18 protein-coding genes are annotated in these 20,529 nt (G+C 60.7%); 5 read left to right on the forward strand and 13 right to left on the reverse strand.

The window, feature by feature from the left end:
- Positions 1 to 8 precede the first annotated feature (8 nt).
- Positions 9 to 2,021 (reverse strand): acetyl/propionyl/methylcrotonyl-CoA carboxylase subunit alpha, encoded by a 2,013-nt coding sequence (locus RDL77_RS17295; protein ID WP_288193911.1) that lies wholly within the window; start codon positions 2,019 to 2,021, stop codon positions 9 to 11.
- Positions 2,022 to 2,119: 98 nt separating this feature from the next.
- Positions 2,120 to 3,046 (reverse strand): DMT family transporter, encoded by a 927-nt coding sequence (locus RDL77_RS17300; RefSeq protein ID WP_288193913.1) that lies wholly within the window; start codon positions 3,044 to 3,046, stop codon positions 2,120 to 2,122.
- 184 nt (positions 3,047 to 3,230) lie between these two features.
- On the opposite strand from RDL77_RS17300, the gene RDL77_RS17305 reads away from it, so the two are divergent.
- On the forward strand, positions 3,231 to 3,611 hold the full coding sequence (locus RDL77_RS17305; RefSeq protein ID WP_223615098.1) for a helix-turn-helix domain-containing protein: 381 nt from the start codon (positions 3,231 to 3,233) through the stop codon (positions 3,609 to 3,611).
- Positions 3,612 to 3,742: 131 nt separating this feature from the next.
- Positions 3,743 to 5,848 (forward strand): DNA topoisomerase IV subunit B, encoded by a 2,106-nt coding sequence (parE, locus tag RDL77_RS17310; RefSeq protein ID WP_223615099.1) that lies wholly within the window; start codon positions 3,743 to 3,745, stop codon positions 5,846 to 5,848.
- A 410-nt stretch (positions 5,849 to 6,258) separates the two neighbouring features.
- Here the strand turns inward: parE and RDL77_RS17315 are convergent, their stop codons facing one another.
- The 6 genes from RDL77_RS17315 to RDL77_RS17340 form a co-directional block, all read right to left on the reverse strand.
- The gene (locus RDL77_RS17315; protein ID WP_288193915.1) at positions 6,259 to 6,600 is read right to left on the reverse strand and encodes a hypothetical protein; all 342 of its coding nucleotides are present in this window, start codon (positions 6,598 to 6,600) and stop codon (positions 6,259 to 6,261) included.
- A 1,112-nt stretch (positions 6,601 to 7,712) separates the two neighbouring features.
- Positions 7,713 to 9,110 (reverse strand): dihydrolipoyl dehydrogenase, encoded by a 1,398-nt coding sequence (lpdA, locus tag RDL77_RS17320; protein ID WP_288193916.1) that lies wholly within the window; start codon positions 9,108 to 9,110, stop codon positions 7,713 to 7,715.
- A gap of 4 nt (positions 9,111 to 9,114) precedes the next feature.
- Positions 9,115 to 10,410 (reverse strand): dihydrolipoamide acetyltransferase family protein, encoded by a 1,296-nt coding sequence (locus RDL77_RS17325; RefSeq protein ID WP_288193917.1) that lies wholly within the window; start codon positions 10,408 to 10,410, stop codon positions 9,115 to 9,117.
- A gap of 9 nt (positions 10,411 to 10,419) precedes the next feature.
- Entirely contained in the window at positions 10,420 to 11,433 is a 1,014-nt protein-coding gene (locus RDL77_RS17330; protein WP_223615106.1) for an alpha-ketoacid dehydrogenase subunit beta, read from the reverse strand.
- A gap of 3 nt (positions 11,434 to 11,436) precedes the next feature.
- Positions 11,437 to 12,684, reverse strand: coding sequence for a 3-methyl-2-oxobutanoate dehydrogenase (2-methylpropanoyl-transferring) subunit alpha (locus RDL77_RS17335; protein WP_288193919.1), 1,248 nt, complete (start codon positions 12,682 to 12,684; stop codon positions 11,437 to 11,439).
- Positions 12,685 to 12,974: 290 nt separating this feature from the next.
- Positions 12,975 to 14,123 (reverse strand): DUF2336 domain-containing protein, encoded by a 1,149-nt coding sequence (locus tag RDL77_RS17340; RefSeq protein WP_288193920.1) that lies wholly within the window; start codon positions 14,121 to 14,123, stop codon positions 12,975 to 12,977.
- Between the two features lie 347 nt (positions 14,124 to 14,470).
- Between RDL77_RS17340 and RDL77_RS17345 the strand changes: the two genes are divergently transcribed.
- Together RDL77_RS17345 and RDL77_RS17350 are read left to right on the forward strand one after the other, a co-directional pair.
- On the forward strand, positions 14,471 to 14,926 hold the full coding sequence (locus tag RDL77_RS17345) for a MaoC family dehydratase (RefSeq protein ID WP_223615109.1): 456 nt from the start codon (positions 14,471 to 14,473) through the stop codon (positions 14,924 to 14,926).
- Complete coding sequence (locus RDL77_RS17350) at positions 14,926 to 15,795, forward strand: CoA ester lyase (RefSeq protein ID WP_288193921.1); 870 nt, start codon at positions 14,926 to 14,928, stop codon at positions 15,793 to 15,795. The genes RDL77_RS17345 and RDL77_RS17350 overlap by 1 nt, the downstream gene beginning before the upstream one ends.
- 97 nt (positions 15,796 to 15,892) lie before the next feature.
- Here the strand turns inward: RDL77_RS17350 and RDL77_RS17355 are convergent, their stop codons facing one another.
- Both RDL77_RS17355 and RDL77_RS17360 read right to left on the reverse strand, forming a co-directional pair.
- Positions 15,893 to 16,498, reverse strand: a complete 606-nt coding sequence (locus RDL77_RS17355; RefSeq protein ID WP_288193923.1) for a flavin reductase family protein — start codon at positions 16,496 to 16,498, stop codon at positions 15,893 to 15,895.
- A 6-nt stretch (positions 16,499 to 16,504) separates the two neighbouring features.
- Entirely contained in the window at positions 16,505 to 17,086 is a 582-nt protein-coding gene (locus RDL77_RS17360; protein WP_223615112.1) for a nitroreductase, read from the reverse strand.
- A gap of 124 nt (positions 17,087 to 17,210) precedes the next feature.
- Here RDL77_RS17360 and RDL77_RS17365 point away from each other — a divergent pair, with 124 nt between their 5' ends.
- The gene (locus RDL77_RS17365; protein WP_288193925.1) at positions 17,211 to 18,254 is read left to right on the forward strand and encodes a hypothetical protein; all 1,044 of its coding nucleotides are present in this window, start codon (positions 17,211 to 17,213) and stop codon (positions 18,252 to 18,254) included.
- A 42-nt stretch (positions 18,255 to 18,296) separates the two neighbouring features.
- Here RDL77_RS17365 and RDL77_RS17370 read toward each other — a convergent pair whose 3' ends face one another.
- The 3 genes from RDL77_RS17370 to RDL77_RS17380 form a co-directional block, all read right to left on the reverse strand.
- Positions 18,297 to 19,121 (reverse strand): lysophospholipid acyltransferase family protein, encoded by an 825-nt coding sequence (locus RDL77_RS17370; protein WP_223615114.1) that lies wholly within the window; start codon positions 19,119 to 19,121, stop codon positions 18,297 to 18,299.
- A gap of 205 nt (positions 19,122 to 19,326) precedes the next feature.
- Positions 19,327 to 20,025: an RES family NAD+ phosphorylase gene (locus tag RDL77_RS17375; RefSeq protein ID WP_288193926.1), complete on the reverse strand. Its 699-nt coding sequence runs from the start codon at positions 20,023 to 20,025 to the stop codon at positions 19,327 to 19,329.
- Entirely contained in the window at positions 20,019 to 20,432 is a 414-nt protein-coding gene (locus tag RDL77_RS17380) for an MbcA/ParS/Xre antitoxin family protein (protein WP_288193927.1), read from the reverse strand. The genes RDL77_RS17375 and RDL77_RS17380 overlap by 7 nt, the downstream gene beginning before the upstream one ends.
- Positions 20,433 to 20,529: the final 97 nt, after the last annotated feature.

The raw sequence follows: 20,529 nt of genomic DNA on the forward strand, positions 1-20,529 counted from the left end.
CAACCAGATCAGGCAAACTCCATGATCACCGCATCCACGGCCAGACTGTCGCCCTGCTTGGCATTGATGGCCGATACGGTGAGATCGCGGTCGGCGCGCAGCACGTTTTCCATCTTCATGGCTTCGACAATCGCCAGCGTTTCACCCGCCTTCACCTCCTGACCCTCCGCCACGTTGATCGACACGATCAGGCCGGGCATCGGGCACAACAGCATTTTGGATGTGTCCGGCGGCAGCTTCACCGGCATCAGTTTTTCCAGCGCCGCCACATGCGTCTGCATGGCATGGCCGATCACCGACATGCCCTTCCAGTCGATGCGCACGCCGTTGAGCACCGGACGCAGCTGCGCCTTCACCGCGCGGTCGTCGATATAGCCGTCCCAGACCGCATCGCCGGGCCGCCAGTCGCTGCGGATGGTGATGGCTTCGCCGCCATGCAGCGACAGCTCGATCTTGACCGGCGGCTTGGCCACGCTGCGGAGAATTTTCACAGGCACGTATTCATCGTTGATCCGCACCTCCCATTCGGCGCGGATTCTGCCCGTATGCGGCCGCAGGCGGTCGCTGAGGCCGTCGAGGCGGCCCTTGCGCACCAGTTCCACCACAAGGGCAATGGCGGCCAGCACGTCCCTGTCGCCGGCCGTTGGTGCAATCGGATGGAAGCCGTCTGGAAATTCTTCCGCGATGAAGCCGGTGGACAGCCGCCCTTCGCGCCAGCGCGGATGCTGCATCAGCGCCGCCAGGAACGGGATGTTGTGCTCGATGCCGTCGACGACGAAGGTATCGAGCGCATCGGCCATGGCGTCGATGGCTTCCAGCCGGGTCGGCGCCCAGGTGCACAGCTTTGCCACCATGGGGTCGTAGAACATCGAAATTTCCGAACCTTCCGTCACGCCGGTGTCGTTGCGAATGATGGTTTTGCCGACCGGGCCTTCGCTCGGCGGGCGGTAGCGCGTCAGGCGGCCGATCGACGGCAGGAAATTGCGGTAGGGATCTTCGGCATAAAGGCGGCTTTCGATGGCCCAGCCGTTCAGCTTGACGTCCGACTGCTTCAGCGCGAGCTTTTCGCCCGCCGCCACGCGGATCATCTGCTCGACCAGGTCGATGCCGGTGATGAGTTCCGTCACCGGATGTTCCACCTGCAGGCGGGTGTTCATCTCGAGGAAATAGAAGTTGCGGTGCTTGTCGACAATGAACTCGACCGTACCGGCGCTCTGGTAGTCCACCGCCTTGGCCAGGGCCACGGCCTGTTCGCCCATGGCCTTGCGGGTGGCCTCGTCGAGGAATGGCGACGGGGCTTCTTCCACCACCTTCTGGTTGCGGCGCTGCACCGAGCACTCGCGCTCACCCAGATAGATGCAGTTGCCAAAACTGTCGCCCAGCACCTGGATTTCGATGTGGCGCGGCTCGACCACGAATTTTTCGATGAACACCCGGTCATCCCCGAAGGAATTGCGCGCTTCCGAGGTGGCGCGTTCAAAGCCGTCGCGCACTTCGCTCTCGTCCCAGGCGATGCGCATGCCCTTGCCGCCGCCGCCGGCGGAGGCCTTGATCATCACGGGATAGCCGATTTCACCGGCGATCTTTTCCGCATGCGCCGCATCGGTGATGATGTCGAGAAAGCCCGGAACCGTGTTCACCTTGGCGGCATTGGCGAATTTCTTCGATTCGATCTTGTCGCCCATGGCGATGATCGCCCTGGGTTTCGGCCCGATGAAAACGATGCCCTGCTTCTCCAGTGCCTCGCAGAAAGAGGCGCGCTCGGACAGGAAGCCATAGCCGGGATGAACGGCCTCAGCGCCGGTCGCCTTGCAGGCGGCAATGATCTTGTCGGCGACGAGATAGCTCTCGGAGGCCGCCGCCGGACCGATATGCACCGCTTCGTCGGCCATATCGACATGGACCGCATCGCGATCCGCGTCGGAATAGACCGCCACCGTGGCGATACCCATTTTCCTTGCCGACTTGATCACGCGGCAGGCAATTTCCCCACGGTTGGCAATCAGGATTTTCTTGAACACTTTTATGGACCTCCCGCACAAAATGCGCCTCTGGTTCTATTGCCAATGGCTGATTTGCTCAACTGCTATTGTCGACGCTCTAATTGAAAGCAGGCCGGTTAATTGAAAGCGGGCTCCGGCGTTTTCTGCTTTTTCCCCTCGCGCCAGACCACATAGGCACCCGAGGCAATGATGATGGCGATGCCCAGCCATTTCGACGCGGTCGGAAACTCCTGGAATACGAACAGGCCGATGATGACGGCCATGACGATTTCCAGATACTGGAACGGCGCCAGCAGCGACGCCGGCGCAAGGCGCGAAGCCTGCACCACGAGGAGATGCCCGCCCGTGGCGATCGCGCCGATGGCAAACAGAAGGAACCAGGACATGCCGGTCGCGGGCGTGCCCAGCGTCATATCGCTGACACCGAAGGCCGCACCGAGGAACAGGGCAACGATCACGGTCACGGTGCCGCCGATGCCCGCATAGAGCTGCATGACCAGCGGCGTGTCGTGCACGCCCAGGCGGCGGTTGAGAACGAGATAGACCGCAAACAGCGCCGCCGTGCCCAGCGGCAGCAGCGAAACCCAGCCGAACAGCTCCCAGCTCGGCTGGATGACGATCAGTGTCCCGATGAACCCGACCGCAACGGCAATGCGCCGGCGCCAGCCGACGGTTTCCTTCAGCACCACGGCCGAGAGCAGCGTCAGCATCAGCGGCTCGACGAAAAACACTGCCATGGCATCGGCAAGCGGCATGTATTTGACGGCGGCAAAGAAGCACAGGCTGCCGATGCCCATCAGAAAACCGCGCAGCAGGTTGCCCCAGAGATTGTGCGGCTTGAGCGAGCGCATGCCGGTCAGCGCCACGATGATCAGCATGGTCAGGATCGTCTGGACGACGAAGCGCGACAGCGTCACCGTGGCCGGCGGCAGGCTGTCCACCGTCGACAGCCATTTGGCGATGGCATCCATCATCGGCAGGATAAACATCGCACCGGCCATCGTTCCGACGCCCCTCATTTGCGGCGAGGTTGTGTTTTCCATGGTGCGGCCTTTCCGGGACAAATGGCTCAGGTGGGGCCCCAGCCATATCGGCTCTGCGGAAAAAAGCAATCATCCGCATAATGCAAAATGGAAGCAAAATGCCGCCGGATTTGACTTTTCTGCTTCCAAATGGTGCAAAAGCTTTCGTCTACACTTTAAAAACAAGAAAAAGATGGAGAAAGCCATGAATTTCATCTCCAACATCATCACCGCCATGCCCGACACGGACACGCTGGGCGGCCGCCTTTCCCGCGCGCGCGATGCCAAGTCGATGACGGTGGCGCAGCTCGCGGTGCGTGTCGGCGTCAAGCCGGAAACCATCGCCGCCTGGGAATCCGACCGGTCGGAGCCCGGTGTCCACCGCCTGTTCATGCTGGCCGGATCGCTCGGAGTCACGCAGACCTGGCTCATACACGGGGTCGGACAATCGCCCGACGAGAGCGACACGGCGGACGAAAACCGCCTGCTGAAAAGCCAGATCGCCAATCTCAAGGCTCTGCACCAGGAGCTGGGCGAGCGGATCGAAGAGCTCGAAAAAGCCGTGTCGCGCCTCAAAGCCGCTTGAAACTTGGGTTTTAACCGCATAGTTCTGTGGTGAACCCCGGAACAGATCACGAACGCCCATCGCGTTTCCCGGCGAAGCATGTCAAGATTGCCGGTGATTCGCAGCCCCTGTAGCATTGGCCAAAATACGATATGGATGACAATAACGACCTCTTTTCAGCGGTAGTCAAAACAGCCCGGGAACGCCAGGCAGCGGTGGACCAGACCCGGGTCGAACCCGCCGCGACGCCGGTGGCACCGCCTGTGAAAATCGCGCCGGTTGCGGCCGCGAAGGCCCCGGCGCGGGCCGCCCCCGACAGCAGCGGCGGCTACAATGCGGCGCAGATCCAGGTTCTCGATGGTCTCGAACCCGTTCGCCGCCGTCCGGGCATGTATATCGGCGGCACCGACGAGCGGGCGATGCACCATCTCTTTGCCGAAGTCATCGACAACTCGATGGACGAGGCGGTTGCCGGGCACGCCAACTTCATCGATATCGAACTGGACGAGAACGGCTATCTCTCGGTCACCGACAACGGCCGCGGCATCCCCGTCGATCCGCATCCCGATCCCAAGCAGCTCGGCAAATCCGCGCTCGAAGTGATCATGACCACCCTGCATGCGGGCGGAAAGTTCGATTCCGACGTCTATGAAACATCGGGCGGCCTGCATGGCGTCGGCATATCGGTGGTCAATGCCCTTTCCGATCACGTGGAAGTGGAAGTTGCCCGCAACCGGCGCCTCTACCGCCAGCGCTTCTCGCGCGGCCATCCGCTCGGACCGATCGAGGATGTCGGCGAGGTGCACAACCGTCGCGGCACGCGCACAACTTTCCACCCGGACCCGGAGATTTTCGGTCAGGGCGCGAAGTTCGACCCCGCACGCCTTTTCAAGATGGCCCGGTCAAAGGCCTATCTGTTCGGCGGCGTTGAAATCCGCTGGAACTGCGCACCATCCCTGCTCGACCCGAAGGACCCGACGCCCGACAAGGCGGTGTTTCATTTCCCCGGCGGTTTGAAGGATTATCTGGCTGCTTCGCTCGGCAAGGATTTTCAGGTCACGCGCGACATGTTTGCGGGCAGGACGGAAAAATCCAGCGGCCATGGTGCGCTGGAATGGGCGGTTGCCTGGTATGGCGGCGACGGCTTTGTCCATTCCTACTGCAACACGATTCCCACAGGCGAAGGCGGCACGCATGAGGCGGGCCTGCGCATCGCCCTCACCCGCGGCCTGAAAGCCTATGCGGAACTGACCGGCAACAAGCGCGCCTCGATCATCACCACCGATGACGTGATGATCTCGTCGGCGGCCATGCTCTCCGTGTTCATCCGCGAACCGGAATTCGTCGGCCAGACCAAGGACAAGCTTGCCACGGTCGAAGCGCAGCGCATTGTCGAAAATGCCATCCGCGATCCATTCGATCATTGGCTTGCCGCCTCGCCGCAGGAAGCATCGAAGCTGCTGGACTGGGTGGTGGAGCGTGCGGACGAGCGCGTCAAGCGCCGCCAGGAAAAGGAAGTCAACCGCAAGTCGGCGGTGCGCAAGCTGCGCCTGCCGGGCAAGCTGGCCGACTGCACCCAGACGGGTGCGCTCGGCGCCGAACTCTTCATCGTCGAGGGTGATTCCGCCGGCGGTTCGGCCAAGCAGGCGCGGGACCGCGCCACGCAGGCGGTGCTGCCGCTGCGCGGCAAGATTCTCAACGTCGTCAGCGCCGGGCGGGAAAAGATGACGGCCAACCAGCAGATCGGCGACCTGATCCAGGCGCTCGGCTGCGGCACGCGGTCAAAATACCGCGACGAGGATTTGCGCTATGACCGCATTATCATCATGACCGATGCCGACGTCGACGGCGCGCACATCGCTTCGCTGCTCATCACCTTCTTCTATCAGGAAATGCCGGAGCTGATCCGCAACGGCCACCTGTTCCTCGGCGTGCCGCCGCTCTACCGCATCGCCCAGGGTGGCAAGGTCGCCTATGCCCGCAATGATGCGCACAAGGACGAGCTCATGCGCACGCTGTTCACCGGCAAGGGCAAGATCGAAATCGGACGGTTCAAGGGCCTCGGCGAAATGCGCGCCGACCAGCTCAAGGAAACGACGATGGACCGCAAGAAGCGCACGCTTTTGCGGGTGCAGATCGACGAGGAGTGGATCGAGGAAACAAGACTCGCGGTCGATGATCTGATGGGCACGAAACCGGAAGCCCGCTTCCGCTTCATCCAGGACCGCGCCGCGTTCGTGGAAGAGCTGGACATCTGATATTCAGCGATGAAACCTGTTTCAAATGGCGGTGCTTTGCATCGCCATTTTTTGTTTAATCCCTTTTCACCCCCCTCTGTCCTGCCGGACATCTCCCCCACAAGGGGGGAGATCAGCCTTCATGGCTGTCTTTGCACAATTTGAGATGTTGAAAATAGCGCGAAATCTTTGATGTCAATGTGATCTCCCCCCTTGTGGGGGAGATGGGCGACAGCCCAGAGGGGGGTGAAATAATCACCAGATTTCGCCTCGCTCAAAAAAAATCACGCCAACTTATCCACCGCGTCCCAACCCGAGATATTCTCATCCCTGTCCTTTCCGGCGGGAATGTTTCGGGAAACCTTCGAAAGTCAGCAGCAGTAGACGGAGCGGCGTCAATCGCACGATTGTCGGCAGGCGGCGTCACGCAGTCATTTGTGCGTTGTGCGAATACGATCAAGCATTTCAGTAATGATTTGATGCGGATTTGATTTTATTATGTAATTAACACCATCAATATAATCTATCGTGTAGTGATGATTTTCGTCATATTTATCGTATCCCAAATATTTCAATTCTGAAAATTCATCAGAAAAAGCAACTCCAAATACTTTCTTGCCATTGTCAAATAAAGAATATTTAACATTGCATAATTCATGAAAAACTTGCATGCGCACCAAACGAACGCCTTGTGATTTTATGGAATTATCCTCATTAAGCCACGCATAGTGCGTATAGGTGTAGACATGATGGATATGATCGATATTCATCATGTCCTTTTCTTTGTAATTTGACCGAATATTTCTTTCAGCATCCTCGGTCAAACTGAGGTTTTTTACAATTTCCATAGAATATCAAACCTAATTTGTCTTAGGTGCTGGGCTCGTTGGAGGGCATATATAGCCAACTGGCATATTGAAATCCCCAAAACCACCAACTGGTGTTGTATACATGCAATTTACTCGGCCGTTTGTCCCGGTATAGCTCCCTTGAAGAGTGCCAGCAAAAGCAATTCTTGCGCCCTCGAGGGCTGACTTTGCACTGCCCGTTGGCCCGCCTGTTCCCCAATGATCTTTTGAATCGTAGGTTCCCGATCGGCCGGGAGCGCCGCCCGACACCATATCCAGTTCTGCCTCAGTCAATTCACGCATGGCATTTCCTTTCGCAAAAGTTCAAAACAGGATGGGTGTCGCAATCAAAATATGACTGAAATTATCAGTTTTAAAAATTCGCAATCCTACCTAGGAAGGGCGAACCGCGCGCAACGGTTCTGCAAGAGTAATGTGGGTCTTCACTCCCCTCTGGGCCGCAGGAAGATAGTGCGTGGTTCGACAAGCTCACCATGAGGGAAGTGATTTGGTTGCAATGCCAATCACAAACGTTGCAGGATGTAACGCCCTGCAGCCCTCCACCTCCCTCATGGTGAGCTTGTCGAACCACGCACCATGGCTCTGCCATCCACCCATCAAACAAAAATCCCACCAACTTATCCAACACGTCCCATCCGCGCTTATTCTTCTCGTGTCCTTTCCGGCGGGAATGCTTCCGGAAACTTTCGCAAGTCGGGAAAGGATCGGCGCTTCGGCCTGTGGGAGAACCCGCAGGTCGGGCAGGTTTCGCTGAAGCTGTTATTTCATCTGGTCCAGCAGCCAAATGAAGGGGCAGAACAGGCAAGACCTGAAATCGCCGGGGCGGGTGGTCCCAGGATCGCAAGCATCGCATACCGCATACCCCAAGACCCGCGCTCCAAGGACCGCCCGTCATTCCTATCTTTCAATAGCCAGACGCAAATGCGGGCGTGGCGACGGGGAAACACTGCCTCGCATTCACGCAAACAAAAAGGGCACCGTTTCCGGCGCCCTTCTGATGCGATAATGACGCTGTCCTAGATGTGCAGCGCGTGGCCCAGCGCCTTGAGCGCGGCTTCCTGAAACCCCTCGCCCTGCGTCGGATGCGCGTGGATGGTTCCGGCGATATCTTCCAGCCGCGCGCCCATTTCCATGGCCAGCGCAAACGAAGCCGACAGTTCGGAGACGCCATGGCCGACGGCCTGAATGCCGAGGATCAGGTGATTGCTGGCGGCAGCCACCACCCGGACAAAGCCTTCCTCGCCTTCCTTGGTCATGGCGCGGCCATTGGCGGCAAAGGGAAACATCCCGATCTTGACCTCATGCCCGGCCTGCTTGGCCTCATCCGGCGACAGGCCCACCGTGACGATTTCCGGATCGGTGAAGCAGACAGCGGCAATGGCGCGCTTGTCCCAGCTGCGGTTCTCGCCCGCGACGATCTCGGCAACCATCTCGCCCTGCGCCATGGCGCGGTGCGCCAGCATGGGCTCGCCGGTGACATCGCCGATGGCATAGACGCCGCGCATCGAGGTGCGGCACTTGTCATCGATGCGGACAAAGCGGCCATCCATGTCGATGTCGATCTCTTCCAGCCCCCAGCCCGACGTGACAGGCTTGCGCCCGACTGTCACCAGAATCTTGTCGGCGGCGATGCGCTCGTCCTTGCCGTCGGCGGTTTCGATCAACAGCGCATCGCCCTTGCTGCTGACCCCCTTGGCCTTGGCGCCGGTCAGCACGGTGATGCCGAGCGTGTTCAGGTGCTTGACCACCGGGCGGGTCAGCTCCGCATCATATTGCGGCAGGATTTTCGGCTGGGCTTCGACCACCGTGACCTTGGAACCCAGCTTGGCATAGGCCGTGCCGAGCTCGAGCCCGATATAGCCGCCGCCGACCACGACGAGCTTTTCCGGGACGTCCGGCAGCGAAAGCGCTTCGGTCGAGGAAATGACATTGCCGCCGAACGGCAGCGACGGCACTTCGACCGGCGCCGAACCCGTGGCGATGACGACGTTTTCGGCGCGGATGATCTGCAGGCCGGTCAATGTTTCCACCTCGATGGTCTTGCCATCGCGGAAGCGGGCCTTGCCGGTGACGATCTTGACGTTTGCCTTCTTCAGCAAACCGGCAACGCCGTTGTTGAGGCGGCTGACGATGCCGTCCTTCCAGGCGATTGTTTTGGTGAAATCGATGGCCGGTTCGGCAACCGAGATGCCGAGCGGCGTCTGCCGGGCGGCGAAATGCGCGACCTTGGCGAATTCATCGGCCGCGTGGATCAGCGCCTTCGACGGAATGCAGCCGACGAGCAGGCATGTGCCGCCGACCTTCGCCGCCTCGACGATCACCGTATCGACATTGAGCTGTCCGGCGCGGATGGCGCAGACATAGCCGCCGGGGCCAGCGCCGATGACCAGCAGCTTGCAGGAAATATCTTTCATCGGATCAACCCTCCACGAATATCAGCGCTGGCGTTTCGAGCAGCGTCTTGATCCGCTGAATGAAGACTGCGGCGTCCCACCCGTCGATCACGCGGTGATCGAAGCTTGAGGACAGGTTCATCATCTTGCGCGGTATAAACGCCGCGCCATCCCACATGGGCCGTGTCATCATCTTGTTGACGCCGATGATGGCGACTTCCGGATAGTTGATCACGGGGGTGGTGACGATACCGCCCATGCTGCCCAGCGAGGTGATGGTGATGGTCGAACCGGTCAGTTGCTCGCGCGTTGCCGTGCCGGTCTTGGCCGCTTCGGCTAGAAGATTGACTTCCGCGGCGCAACCCCAGAGATCGCGCGCTTCCGCATGCTTGACCACGGGAACCACGAGGCCGGACGGCGTCTGCGCCGCTATGCCGATATGCACGCCGCCATGCTGGTGGATGATGTTGGCATCGTCGTCGTAGAGGGCGTTCAGCTGCGGCTGCTCGGCAATGGCTTTCACCATGGCGCGCATCAGGAACGGCAGCAGCGTCAGCTTCGGCTGGTCGGCACGCTTCTTGCCGTTGAGCAAAGCGCGCAGTTCTTCCAGCGACGTGACGTCGATCTCCTCGACATAGGTGATGTGCGGGATGTGCGATTTGGCAATCGCCATCTTTTCCGCAATCTTGCGGCGCAGGCCCACCACCTTGATTTCCTTGACCGACGTATCAGGCGCAAGACCGGAGACCACGGGCTTTTGCGCGCCGCGGGCAAAGAAGGTGTCGAGATCTTCATGGGTGATGCGTCCGGCCGGACCGGTGCCGGTCACCTGGCGCAGGTCAACACCTGCCTCCCGCGCCCGCAGGCGCACCGCCGGCGGGGCCAGCGGCTTGTCGCCCTCGGCGCGCGGCGCACCGATGCCAAGCGGCACGGATACCGGCGCATGCACAACCGGGGCTGCGGCCTTTTCGGGCTTTGCAGCCTTGATCTCCGGCTTTGGCTCTGCCTTGGCGGGCTGGGGTTTTGGTTCTTCAGCCTTGACCGGCTTCGCCTGTTCCGCAGCGGGGGCATGGCCCTCGCCTTCGACCTTCAGGCGGATGATCGGCGAACCGATGGCGATCACCTGCCCGATCTCGCCGCCCAGCCAGAGGATTTCGCCGTCGACCGGGGATGGAATTTCCACGGTCGCCTTATCGGTCATGACGGCGGCGAGGATCATGTCCTCGCGCACGAGATCACCGACCTTCACATGCCATTCGACGAGTTCGGCTTCTGCAACGCCTTCACCGACATCCGGCAGCTTGATGACAAATTCACCCATCGTCTGCTCCTACCCTTCCAGCGTTTCAAGGAATGCACGGCCAACGCGCGCGGGACCGGGGAAATAGTCCCACTCCTGCGCATGCGGATAGGGCGTATCCCAGCCCGTCACCCGCGCCACCGGCGCTTCCAGATTGTAGAAGCAATGCTGCTGGACCAGTGCGGCGAGTTCCGCGCCGAAACCGGAGGTCAGCGTTGCCTCATGCACGATGACGCAGCGGCCCGTCTTGGTGACGGATTCGACGATGGTTTCCAGATCGAGCGGCAGCAGCGTGCGCAGATCGATGATCTCCGCATCGATACCGGTTTCCTCGGCGGCAGCTTCCGCCACATAGACCATGGTGCCATAGGCAAGCACGGTCAGTTGTTTGCCCTCGCGGCGCTTGATGGCCTTGCCCAGCGGCACCGTATAGTGCCCGTCCGGCACCTCGCCCAGCTCATGCTTCGACCACGGCGTCACCGGACGGTCATGATGGCCGTCGAACGGGCCGTTATAGAGCCGCTTCGGCTCAAGGAAGATTACCGGGTCCGGGTCCTCGATGGATGCAATGAGCAGGCCCTTGGCATCGTGCGGATTGGATGGCACGACGACCTTCAGACCGGATACGTGCGTGAACAGCGCTTCCGGGCTCTGGCTGTGGGTCTGGCCGCCGAAAATGCCGCCGCCTGCCGGCATGCGGATGACGATCGGCGAGGTAAAGCCGCCATTGGACCGGTAGCGCAGGCGCGCCGCTTCCGAAACGATCTGGTCATAGGCCGGATAGACATAGTCGGCGAACTGGATTTCGACGCAGGGCTTCAGGCCGTAGGCCGCCATGCCGATGGCAGCACCGACGATACCGCCCTCGCTGATCGGCGCATCGAAACAGCGGGTCTTGCCGTATTTTGCCTGCAGGCCGTGGGTGCAGCGGAACACGCCGCCGAAAAACCCGACGTCTTCGCCGAACACGACCACGTTGTCGTCGCGTTCCATCATCACATCCATCGCGTCGCGGATGGCTTCAATCATTGTCTTACGCGGCATCGCTCACACTCCCGCCTGCTGGCGCTGACGACGCAGATGCGGCGGCATTTCCTCGTAGACACCTTCAAACATGTCGCGCGCCGACGGCTTGCCGCCCGCATGCAGCGTGCCGAAACTTTCGGCTTCCTTCTGGGCGGTGATCACGCTGTCGAGAATTTCCGCTTCGGCCTGGGTGTGGCGCTCCTCGGACCAGACGCCGCGCCCGATCAGATGGTTCTTCAGCCGCATGACGGGATCGCCAAGCGGCCAGGCATCGGATTCGGTCTTCGGCCGGTAGGCGGACGGATCGTCCGAGGTGGAATGCGCCCCGGCACGGTAGGTGACATATTCGACGATGGTCGGGCCGAGATTGCGCCGCGCCCGCTCGATGGCCCATTTGGCTACGGCGAAAACGGCGAGATAGTCATTGCCGTCAACCCGCAAGGCAGGCATGCCGAAGCCGAGGCCGCGCGCGGCGAAGGTGCCGGCACCGCCGCGGGCAATGCCCTGGAAGGTGGAGATCGCCCACTGGTTGTTGACGATGTTGAGGACAACCGGGGCCTTGTAGGTGGAGGCAAAGACCAGCGCAGCGTGGAAATCCGATTCCGCCGTCGATCCGTCGCCGATCCAGCCGGCCGCGATCTTGGTGTCCTTCTTGATCGCCGATGCCATGGCCCAGCCGACGGCCTGGATATACTGCGTCGCCAGATTGCCGGAGATCGAGAAGAACCCGTGTTCTTTCGAGGAGTACATGATGGGTAGCTGGCGGCCCTTGAGCGGATCTCTTTCGTTGGAATAGATCTGGCACATCATCTCGACCATCGGATAGCCGTCGGCGATAAGCAGACCGGCTTGACGATAGGTCGGAAAATTCATGTCGCCCGGTGACAGCGCCTTGCGGAAGGCGCAGCTCACGGCTTCTTCACCCAGATGCTGCATGTAGAAGGAGGTTTTGCCCTGCCGCTGGGCGATCTGCATGCGCGCATCGAAGGTGCGCAGCGTCATCATGTGGCGCAAGCCTTCAACCAGCTGTTCATCCGTCAGTTCGCCAGCCCAGGGGCCGACGGCTTCGCCATCGCGGTTGAGAACACGGATGATCGAAAACGCCAGATCGCGGATTTCCTCCGGATTGGCATCGACGGGCGGACGGCGCACCGAACCCGCTTCGGGAATGTTCACATTGGAAAAATCCGGCTCGCCGCCGGGACGCACGGCCGGTTCCGGCACGTGCAGGCTTAGTGGACCAAATTCACTCGTGGAATCATCGGGCATTCAGCAGACCTCCCAGTCACGCGACGTTTCCGCACTCTACCATGAAATATTAGGTCAGTAATACTGTCTTATTATTCCGCCCTGCTCTCCGGAAATGCCTGCAGACATCAATATCCGGCGGCAACAATATGAAATCTATGATCATTCCGGCGTGGCTTCGGGACCGGGCCACGGCGCTGCGCCGGAAAAAAGCAATTTTGCATCACGGAACACGCGGCCCGCATATTCATTCGTTCACACGGGCATCGGATTTTGTAATCAAATGCGCGCTCGTGGCGAAAAAAGCCGGGTCAGGCGGCGGCGGTGGCCAGGGCGTGGCTGCGCGCATTCTCCCGAATCGCTTCCAGATAAATCTTGCGCAGGAGCGACTGCATGCCGTCATTGGCCGCGGTAAGGTCGTGCGCCATTACAGGCTTTTCCGGCGCCAGACGCTCCATCATGCGGCGCGTGACTTCCTGCGGCCCGATGGCCAGCCGGCCATTGGCGACATCGCGCCAGGCATGCAGCGCGACGCGCAGCGGCTGGTGCGTGCTGTCGGGCAGTCCGGCGGCACTGAACAGCGCGCCGAGCGCCGCATCGCGGCCATCGATCAAAAGGTTGCGCACCCGGGCAAGGTTGTGCCCGGACAGCGCCACCAGAATCGCACCAAAAAAATCGATCTTGCCGGAGGCGACGATGCGGATGACAAAGGCGGTGGTCAGGTCGCCGCGCAGTTGCAAATGCTCGATCAGCGCCGGATATTGCGCTGGCGGTGTTTCGGCAACCAGACTGATCGAGGCCTTGACGCAGGCTTCACTGGTGATGCGCCTGGCACGGCGCTCGCCCATCAGGGCCATGACCATATCCATCTGGCACAGGGCTTCGGCCACCTTGATCGCCAGCGCATGGCGGCAATCGGCGGGCAAGCGGTCATCATCGGCGAGCAGCGACCGGATATCGGCGACATGACCAAGGCGCTCGACCAGACGACGGAAACTGATATCGGCAATCTCGGCGCGGCTGTTGGCCAGCAGTTCGAGAATGGCAACCGGTTCGGCGATCTCGATGAGAGCGGCACTGACGGCAAAGGACACCTTGGCCCTGCCCGCAATCACCCTCTGGCTTTCCGCGCAGCCGCCGGCAATGCAGTCGATCAGGTCGATATCCGTCAGCACCGTCGAGCGCGCCAGCATGTAGGCGGCGATTTCCGCCTGGTCGCGTGCCAGCCCGGCGACGATGTGAGCCGGCGCATGGGCGCTGGTGGAGAAAGCTTCGGCCAGGGTAAGGCGCACTTTTGGCGACGGGTCGTCCAGCAGCAGCGTCAGCGCCGCCTCCGCCGCACAGCGATCCTCGAAGGCGCGTCCGGTTTCGAGATAGACATGGGCCAGCGCGCCTGCGGCATGGCAACGCTGCGCCGCAGAAGCATGTCCGACCATCGCCAGATAATGCTGTATTGTCATGAATTTTATACCCCAAGCCCTTATTGCAGATAAGGCTAGCGGCAAAAGGTTTACGATCGGTTCACCATGTCGATTAACCATGTTCAATCAGTCACAAAGCAGAAGTTTATGCTGCTAGTGGAACGAATTTGACATTCGCATCCCATTTGACATCATCTGCCACATGCGAATGTCAAATTCAAAGTTCCACTAGAAACATAGACTTGCTAGTGGTCCTTTGATTCTGACATTTGCCTCAATGGCCTGTATCAACGGGATGCAAATGTCAGAATCGGACCACTAGGTTGCGAACCTGCCGAAGCCGACCTAGTCTTTTGCAAAAATTCGCATTGAGGAGACGCCAGCACATGGCCGGACTGTATCTGGAAGAATTCGAAGTCGGGCACGTGTTCAATCACAGCCTGCGCAAGACCATCACCGAGAGCGACAACATGCTGTTCTCGGTGATGACGCTCAACACGCAGCCGCTGCACATCGATTTCGACTTCGCCGCCAAGACCGAATGGGGCAAGCCGCTGGTCAATTCGCTGTTCACGCTCGGCCTGATGATCGGCATCTCCGTCAATGACACCACCATCGGCACGACGATTGCCAATCTGGGCATGACCGACGTGACCTTCCCCGCGCCGCTGTTTCACGGCGATACGGTGCGGGTGGAGACAACGGTGCTTTCAACGCGGCCGTCCCAATCCAAGCCGGATCGCGGCATCGTCGCGTTCGAGCACCGTGCCTACAATCAGAACGGTGTTCTCGTTGCCAAATGCACGCGCCAGGCGATGATGAAATCCCGGAGCGCTGCCTGATGCGCTCGCTTTTGTTCGTGCCGGGCGATTCGGAAAAGAAGCTGGAAAAGGGCCTCGCCAGCGGCGCGGATGTGCTGCTGATCGATCTCGAAGATTCGGTCAGCGCCGAGCGCAAGCCCGCTGCCCGGCAGATCGCGGCGGATTTTCTCAAATCGAACCGGGATAAAAGTGCGCCGCGCCTGTTCGTGCGCATCAACGATCTGGCAAGCGGCCTTGCCGATGCCGACCTCGGCGCGGTCATGTCGTCGCTGCCCCACGGCATTCTCCTGCCCAAATCCAACAGCGGCAAGGATGTGACGCGGCTGTCGGCCAAGCTGAACGTGCACGAGGCCCATGCGGACGCGGCGGAGGGCTCGACGCGGATTCTCGCCATCATCACGGAAACCGCGCTCGGCACCCTGTCGGCGGCCAGCTACCCCGATGCATCGGCACGGCTGATCGGTCTCACCTGGGGTGCCGAAGACCTGTCGGCGGTCATCGGCGCACGCGCGGTGCGCGATGACAACGGGCGCTATACCGACGTGTTCCGGCTGGCGCGGGCCCTGACCGTTCTCGGCGCTTCGGCCGCCGATGTCGCCGCCATCGATACGGTCTACATCAACTACAAGGACGATGCCGGGCTTGCCCGCGAATGTGCCGAAGCGGAACGCGACGGTTTTACCGCCAAGCTTGCGATCCATCCGGCGCAGGTCCCGGTGATCAACGCGGTGTTCACGCCCTCGGCCGAAGCGGTGGCACAGGCGCAGAAGATCATCCGGGCCTTCGCCGACGATCCCGCTGCGGGTGTCATCGGCATTGACGGGCTGATGTTCGACCGCCCGCATCTGCGCCGGGCGGAACGGCTGATGGGGCGGGTTTCGGCAACTTGAATCGGTCCGAGATGAGATCACCCCCCTTGTCGGGGAGATGGGCGGCAGCCCAGAGGGGGGTATTTGCAATGATATGTGCAAGCCCCCGCGAACACCTTCACCCCTCCCATTTCGGCCGGAACATCTGAAACGTTTCCGACACCGTGGCAAAGTCCATGTAGCCAAGGCGCGACACCGGCTGTGCCTTGGTCATGTCGACAAGGCCGTTGGTCAGGATCGCCTCGTCAATGTGAACGCCGACGACTTCGCCGGTGACCATCAGCGCCTGCACCGGATTGCCGTGCCGGTCGGTCGGGTGACGGATGTCGGTGACGACGCATTCCAGCGTTGCAAAGGCTTCGGCCACGCGCGGCGCGCCGATCAGGTTGCAATCGGCGGCATTGAGGCCGGCATATTCGAACTCGCTGACGCCGCGCGGCGCATTGACCGAGGTCTTGTTCATGGCCACAGACAGGTTGGCGCTGACGAGATTGGCGGCAAATTCCCGCGTTTCCTCGATGAAGGTGACGCTGTCCTTGCGCCCCTCCGAGGAAAACATGATCAGGCAGGGTTTCGTGCTGATCATGTTGAAGAAGGAATAGGGCGCCAGATTGATTTTGCCCTCCGCCGAACGGCTGGATATCCAGCCGATGGGACGGGGCGAAACGATGGCCTTCAAGGGATCGTGCGGCAGGCCATGGCCATCATCGAACTTGTAGAACATGGCGGCTCAGCCCTTCCACGGTCCGGCATATTCGGACAGGATATCCTTTACCTCCGGACGCGGGCGTTCCGGCACTTTCGTGTCGCAGCTGCCGATATGGACAAAACCCGCCACCCGCTCATGCGGCGCCAGCCCGAGCAGCGCCCGGCCCTTCTCATCGGATGAATACCAGTTGCTGATCCAGTTGGTGGCATAGCCGAGGCCGTTGGCCGCATGGACGAGGTTCATCGCCGCCGCGCCGGAGGACAGGAACTGCTCCCATTCCGGAATGTGATGATCGACCTTGGAGAAGATCACGCCGATGACCAGCGGCGCGCGGGCAAAGCGCTTCAGCTCCTGCTCACGCCGCTGTTCGGTCAGCGGCCCTTCCCGCTCCTCGGCCAGATCGGCGAGATATTTGCCGACCTCGACGCGCGCATCGCCGCGATACAGCACAAAGCGCCAGGGTGTCAGGCGGCCATGATCGGGCACGCGCGCGGCGATGCGGACCATGGTTTCGATCTCCGCATCGCTTGGTCCGGGAAGGCCAATGGCGGAAATGGGGGTTGAGCTGCGCTGCGACAGAAATTCAATGATGGGAGAAGGCATGAAACGGGGTACCAGATGCTGTTTTTCGAATGGGCGGACAATGTCGCTGTTTCACCGGCCGTGTAAAGTCATGATCGCGTGAAAAAGCCTTGAAATTGCCACCGGCTTCGGATCAAAACAGTGCATGGGCATATTCGACACTCAGAAAGCGGGCTTCGGCTCCGGCACATCCTGGATTTTGCCGGCGGCACTGGCAGCAACCCTGTTGACCACGGGCCTGCTGACCACCGGCGCCCGGGCGCAGGCGCTAGCACCCGACATCGCCACGCCCGATGTGGAATTGCCGTCGATCCCCAACCTCAACCAATATGCCAACCCGAAAGCCCCGGCCAACAATCCGCTTGCCACGGAAGCCGAGCTGGTCCTGTCGGCGAAACTGGCGGAAAACGGCGAAAACATCGGCCGCGGCCTCGTCTGGCGCGTGTTCTCGCCGGATGCCGATGCGGATGGCAAGCTGCCCCTGCTGGCAACGGCCAAGGGTGGCACGACCTCGTTCAACCTCGCCCCCGGCAGCTATCTCGTGCATGTGGCCTTCGGCCGGGCGGGCGCCACCAAGCGCATCACCATGACCCGCGCCAAGCGCAACGAGACGATGATTCTCGACGCGGGCGGCGTCAAGCTCAACGCGGTTCTGTCCGGCGGCGCGCGCATCCCGCAGGATCAGCTGCGATTCTCCATCTATGAGGATCACGAGGACGCCAGCGGCGAACGGGCGCTCATCATCCCCGACGTCAAGCCCGAAAGCGTCGTGCGGCTGAATGCCGGGACCTATCAGATCGTCTCCAATTACGGCACGGCCAATGCGGTCATCCGCGCGGATATCCGCGTCGAGGCCGGCAAGATCACCGAGGCCAATGTGGAGCATCGTGCCGCGCAGCTGACGATGAAGCTTGTGCGCGAGGCGGGCGGCGAAGCGCTTGCCGATACCGCCTGGTCGGTGCTGACGACCTCGGGCGACATCGTGCGCGAAAGCGTCGGCGCCTTCGCCTCCATGGTGCTGGCGGAAGGCGAATATGTCATCATCGCCAAGAACAAGGACAAGATTTACCAGCGCGATTTCAAGGTCGTTGCCGGGCGCAACCAGGATGTGGAACTTCTGGCGACCAACGGCGCCAGCGCCGCCTCCACCGCCAATCAGCCCGCCAGCGGCGACGATCCGCTGGACTGAGCCGCTGGACTGGGCCGCTGGACCGGGTCGCTGGACAGGGGCTCAGCGGCGCGTTGCGGCCGGAGCCAGCGCAAACACCGCGCCATACATATAATCCAGCAAATTCTTGCGGTCGGCCAGCGGCGCCAGTTCCGACCAGTCCATCGTGCGGCCGATGCGCACGGTGATGGCCTTGCCGGACAGCTTGCGGAATTCGCGGATGAGCAGCGAAATGCGCAGCGTCATCGAAATCTTGCTGGCGAGATGGAAAACCCGGCCGTTCTGCCCGCCGAAATACACCGGGATGACCGACGCCTTGGCCTGCTGCACCAGCTTGGCCGGAAAAATCTTCCAGGGCAGATCCTCCGCCCGGCCAAAGCCCTTGGGCGCCGTGGCAACGCCGCCCGCCGGAAAGACGACAATGGTGACGCCTTCTTTCAGCAAACGCACCGCCTCATGACGGGTGGCCATGTTCATCGCCACCGCTTCCTTGGTTTCGTCGAAGCAGACCGGCAGCGCATAGGGGCGGATTTCCGGCACCTTCATCAGGTCGTTGTTGATGAGCACACGGAACGGCCGGCCGAGCTGCTCGGCCAGCGCCAGCGCGGCGATGCCGTCGCCGATGCCGAAGGGGTGGTTGGCAACGATCACCAGCGGCGTATCGGGCAGATGCTGCGGCGGCCACTGGTCCGCAACGTCGAGCCTGATGTTGATCAGGTCCATCATGCGGCGGAACACATCGATTCCCGCCGGGACGATGTCGGTGCGCCAGGCATTGTAGAGCCGGACATAGTGGTCGCGGCCGGACAGGCCTTCAATCGAACGGATCAGCCATTGGGTGATGCGCGACTGGGTGTCATTGGCGTAGGAGAGTTCTCTGAACTGCACGATCGCATCCCGGCAAATAATGAAACGGCTGAATAGTCACGCAACTCCATGACAGCGTGATGAAAGTCACCACGCTGTCACAAAGCAATGTGCGACATCTGCTAGATTACTTTGCGAACTGGCGCAACAGAGCAGGCTTATTACGACTCTTTTCGACGCTCGTGCATTTTTCCGGCCGTATGGAGCAAGTGTCACAAGCCACCTGTCACGTTACCGCCAGGACCGCTCCAGTGTCGTACTGACGCACAAAATCGACCCGCGTGCCGTTCCAATGATAGCAGTAGTGCCGTCCCTGGACAGGAATGGTTATGGCGTCCGGCCAGAAGATGCCGATGCATCGTTGACCGGGCATTCGAACGCTGTTCCACAGGAGGCCATCGCTTCCCGCGGCCCGAAGTCCACGTCCCTCAACCTGCGAAGCGGTGTAATCGTGCGGATGAAGAACGTCAGGCACGGCATTCACGTCATCCAGTGCCCGGTCCACGCTGCTCACCAAGACGCGAAAGTCCGACGTCCACCCCGGAGGCTGCGGCGTTGAATGCATGAATTTTTGATGGTGATGTATGGTTTCGGCAACGGCAACCTCTTCACTCTCGCCTGCATAGTAGATGCCATAGCTACCGTCCGTGAAGCGACCCGGCCGTCCTGTGGAGCAATGGACAAAGGGGGCCATTAGAAAACTAGCGCCGACGCCCGAAACGCGACGGTGCGCGGGTACCTTGCCAAGATCGCCCACCTCAAATCGAATGCGCGGATTCGTTTTTGCCTCGACAGCGACAAGGGCCTCCCAGTCACGCGGATCGGCGATGTCCTCGAACAAATCGATAGGCGGATAGATGGATCGGATGATGCGGTAGGTTTTGGGCCACTGTACCTCGGTTCGGACAGCAAGGCCACTTACCACGCACTGCGCTCCGCATCGAGCCATTCACGCATCACCGCCAGATCAGAAAGCTCGCCTTGCAGCATCACGTCGAGTGCTGACTTACCGCCAAAAGCCGTATTGGACGCTTTGATCCACTCATATCCTCGTGCTGGGTCCTTAAACAGGTGTCGGACGCCCTTATGAATACCCATCAGGTGAGCCATCCGCATTTTCAGGTCTCGATCGATACGACCCACATTGCCTTCTTTCCAACGCGCCCACGTGCGGGCTGACAAACCACCGAGCAAGGTGCAAGCTTGTGCATCCGTGAGCTTCCAGGCGCCGAAGAGGTTCACCGTTGTGCGGGCAAGCGCCCCTGCTTCCACATCGGTGATCTCAGCAGATGACCGGTTGAATGGGGTCGAAGCAATAGGCTGGAGTTGCATGGCACTCTCTCTTTCTGGCATAAAGTTAGCATATTAACGCCAATTGGCAAGAACCATCTTTTCGTGCGACCATCAAGCGGACGGCTTTTGCAAACGA

Source organism: uncultured Phyllobacterium sp., from assembly GCF_902479695.1.
GTDB classification, from domain to species: Bacteria; Pseudomonadota; Alphaproteobacteria; order Rhizobiales; family Rhizobiaceae; genus Phyllobacterium; species Phyllobacterium calauticae.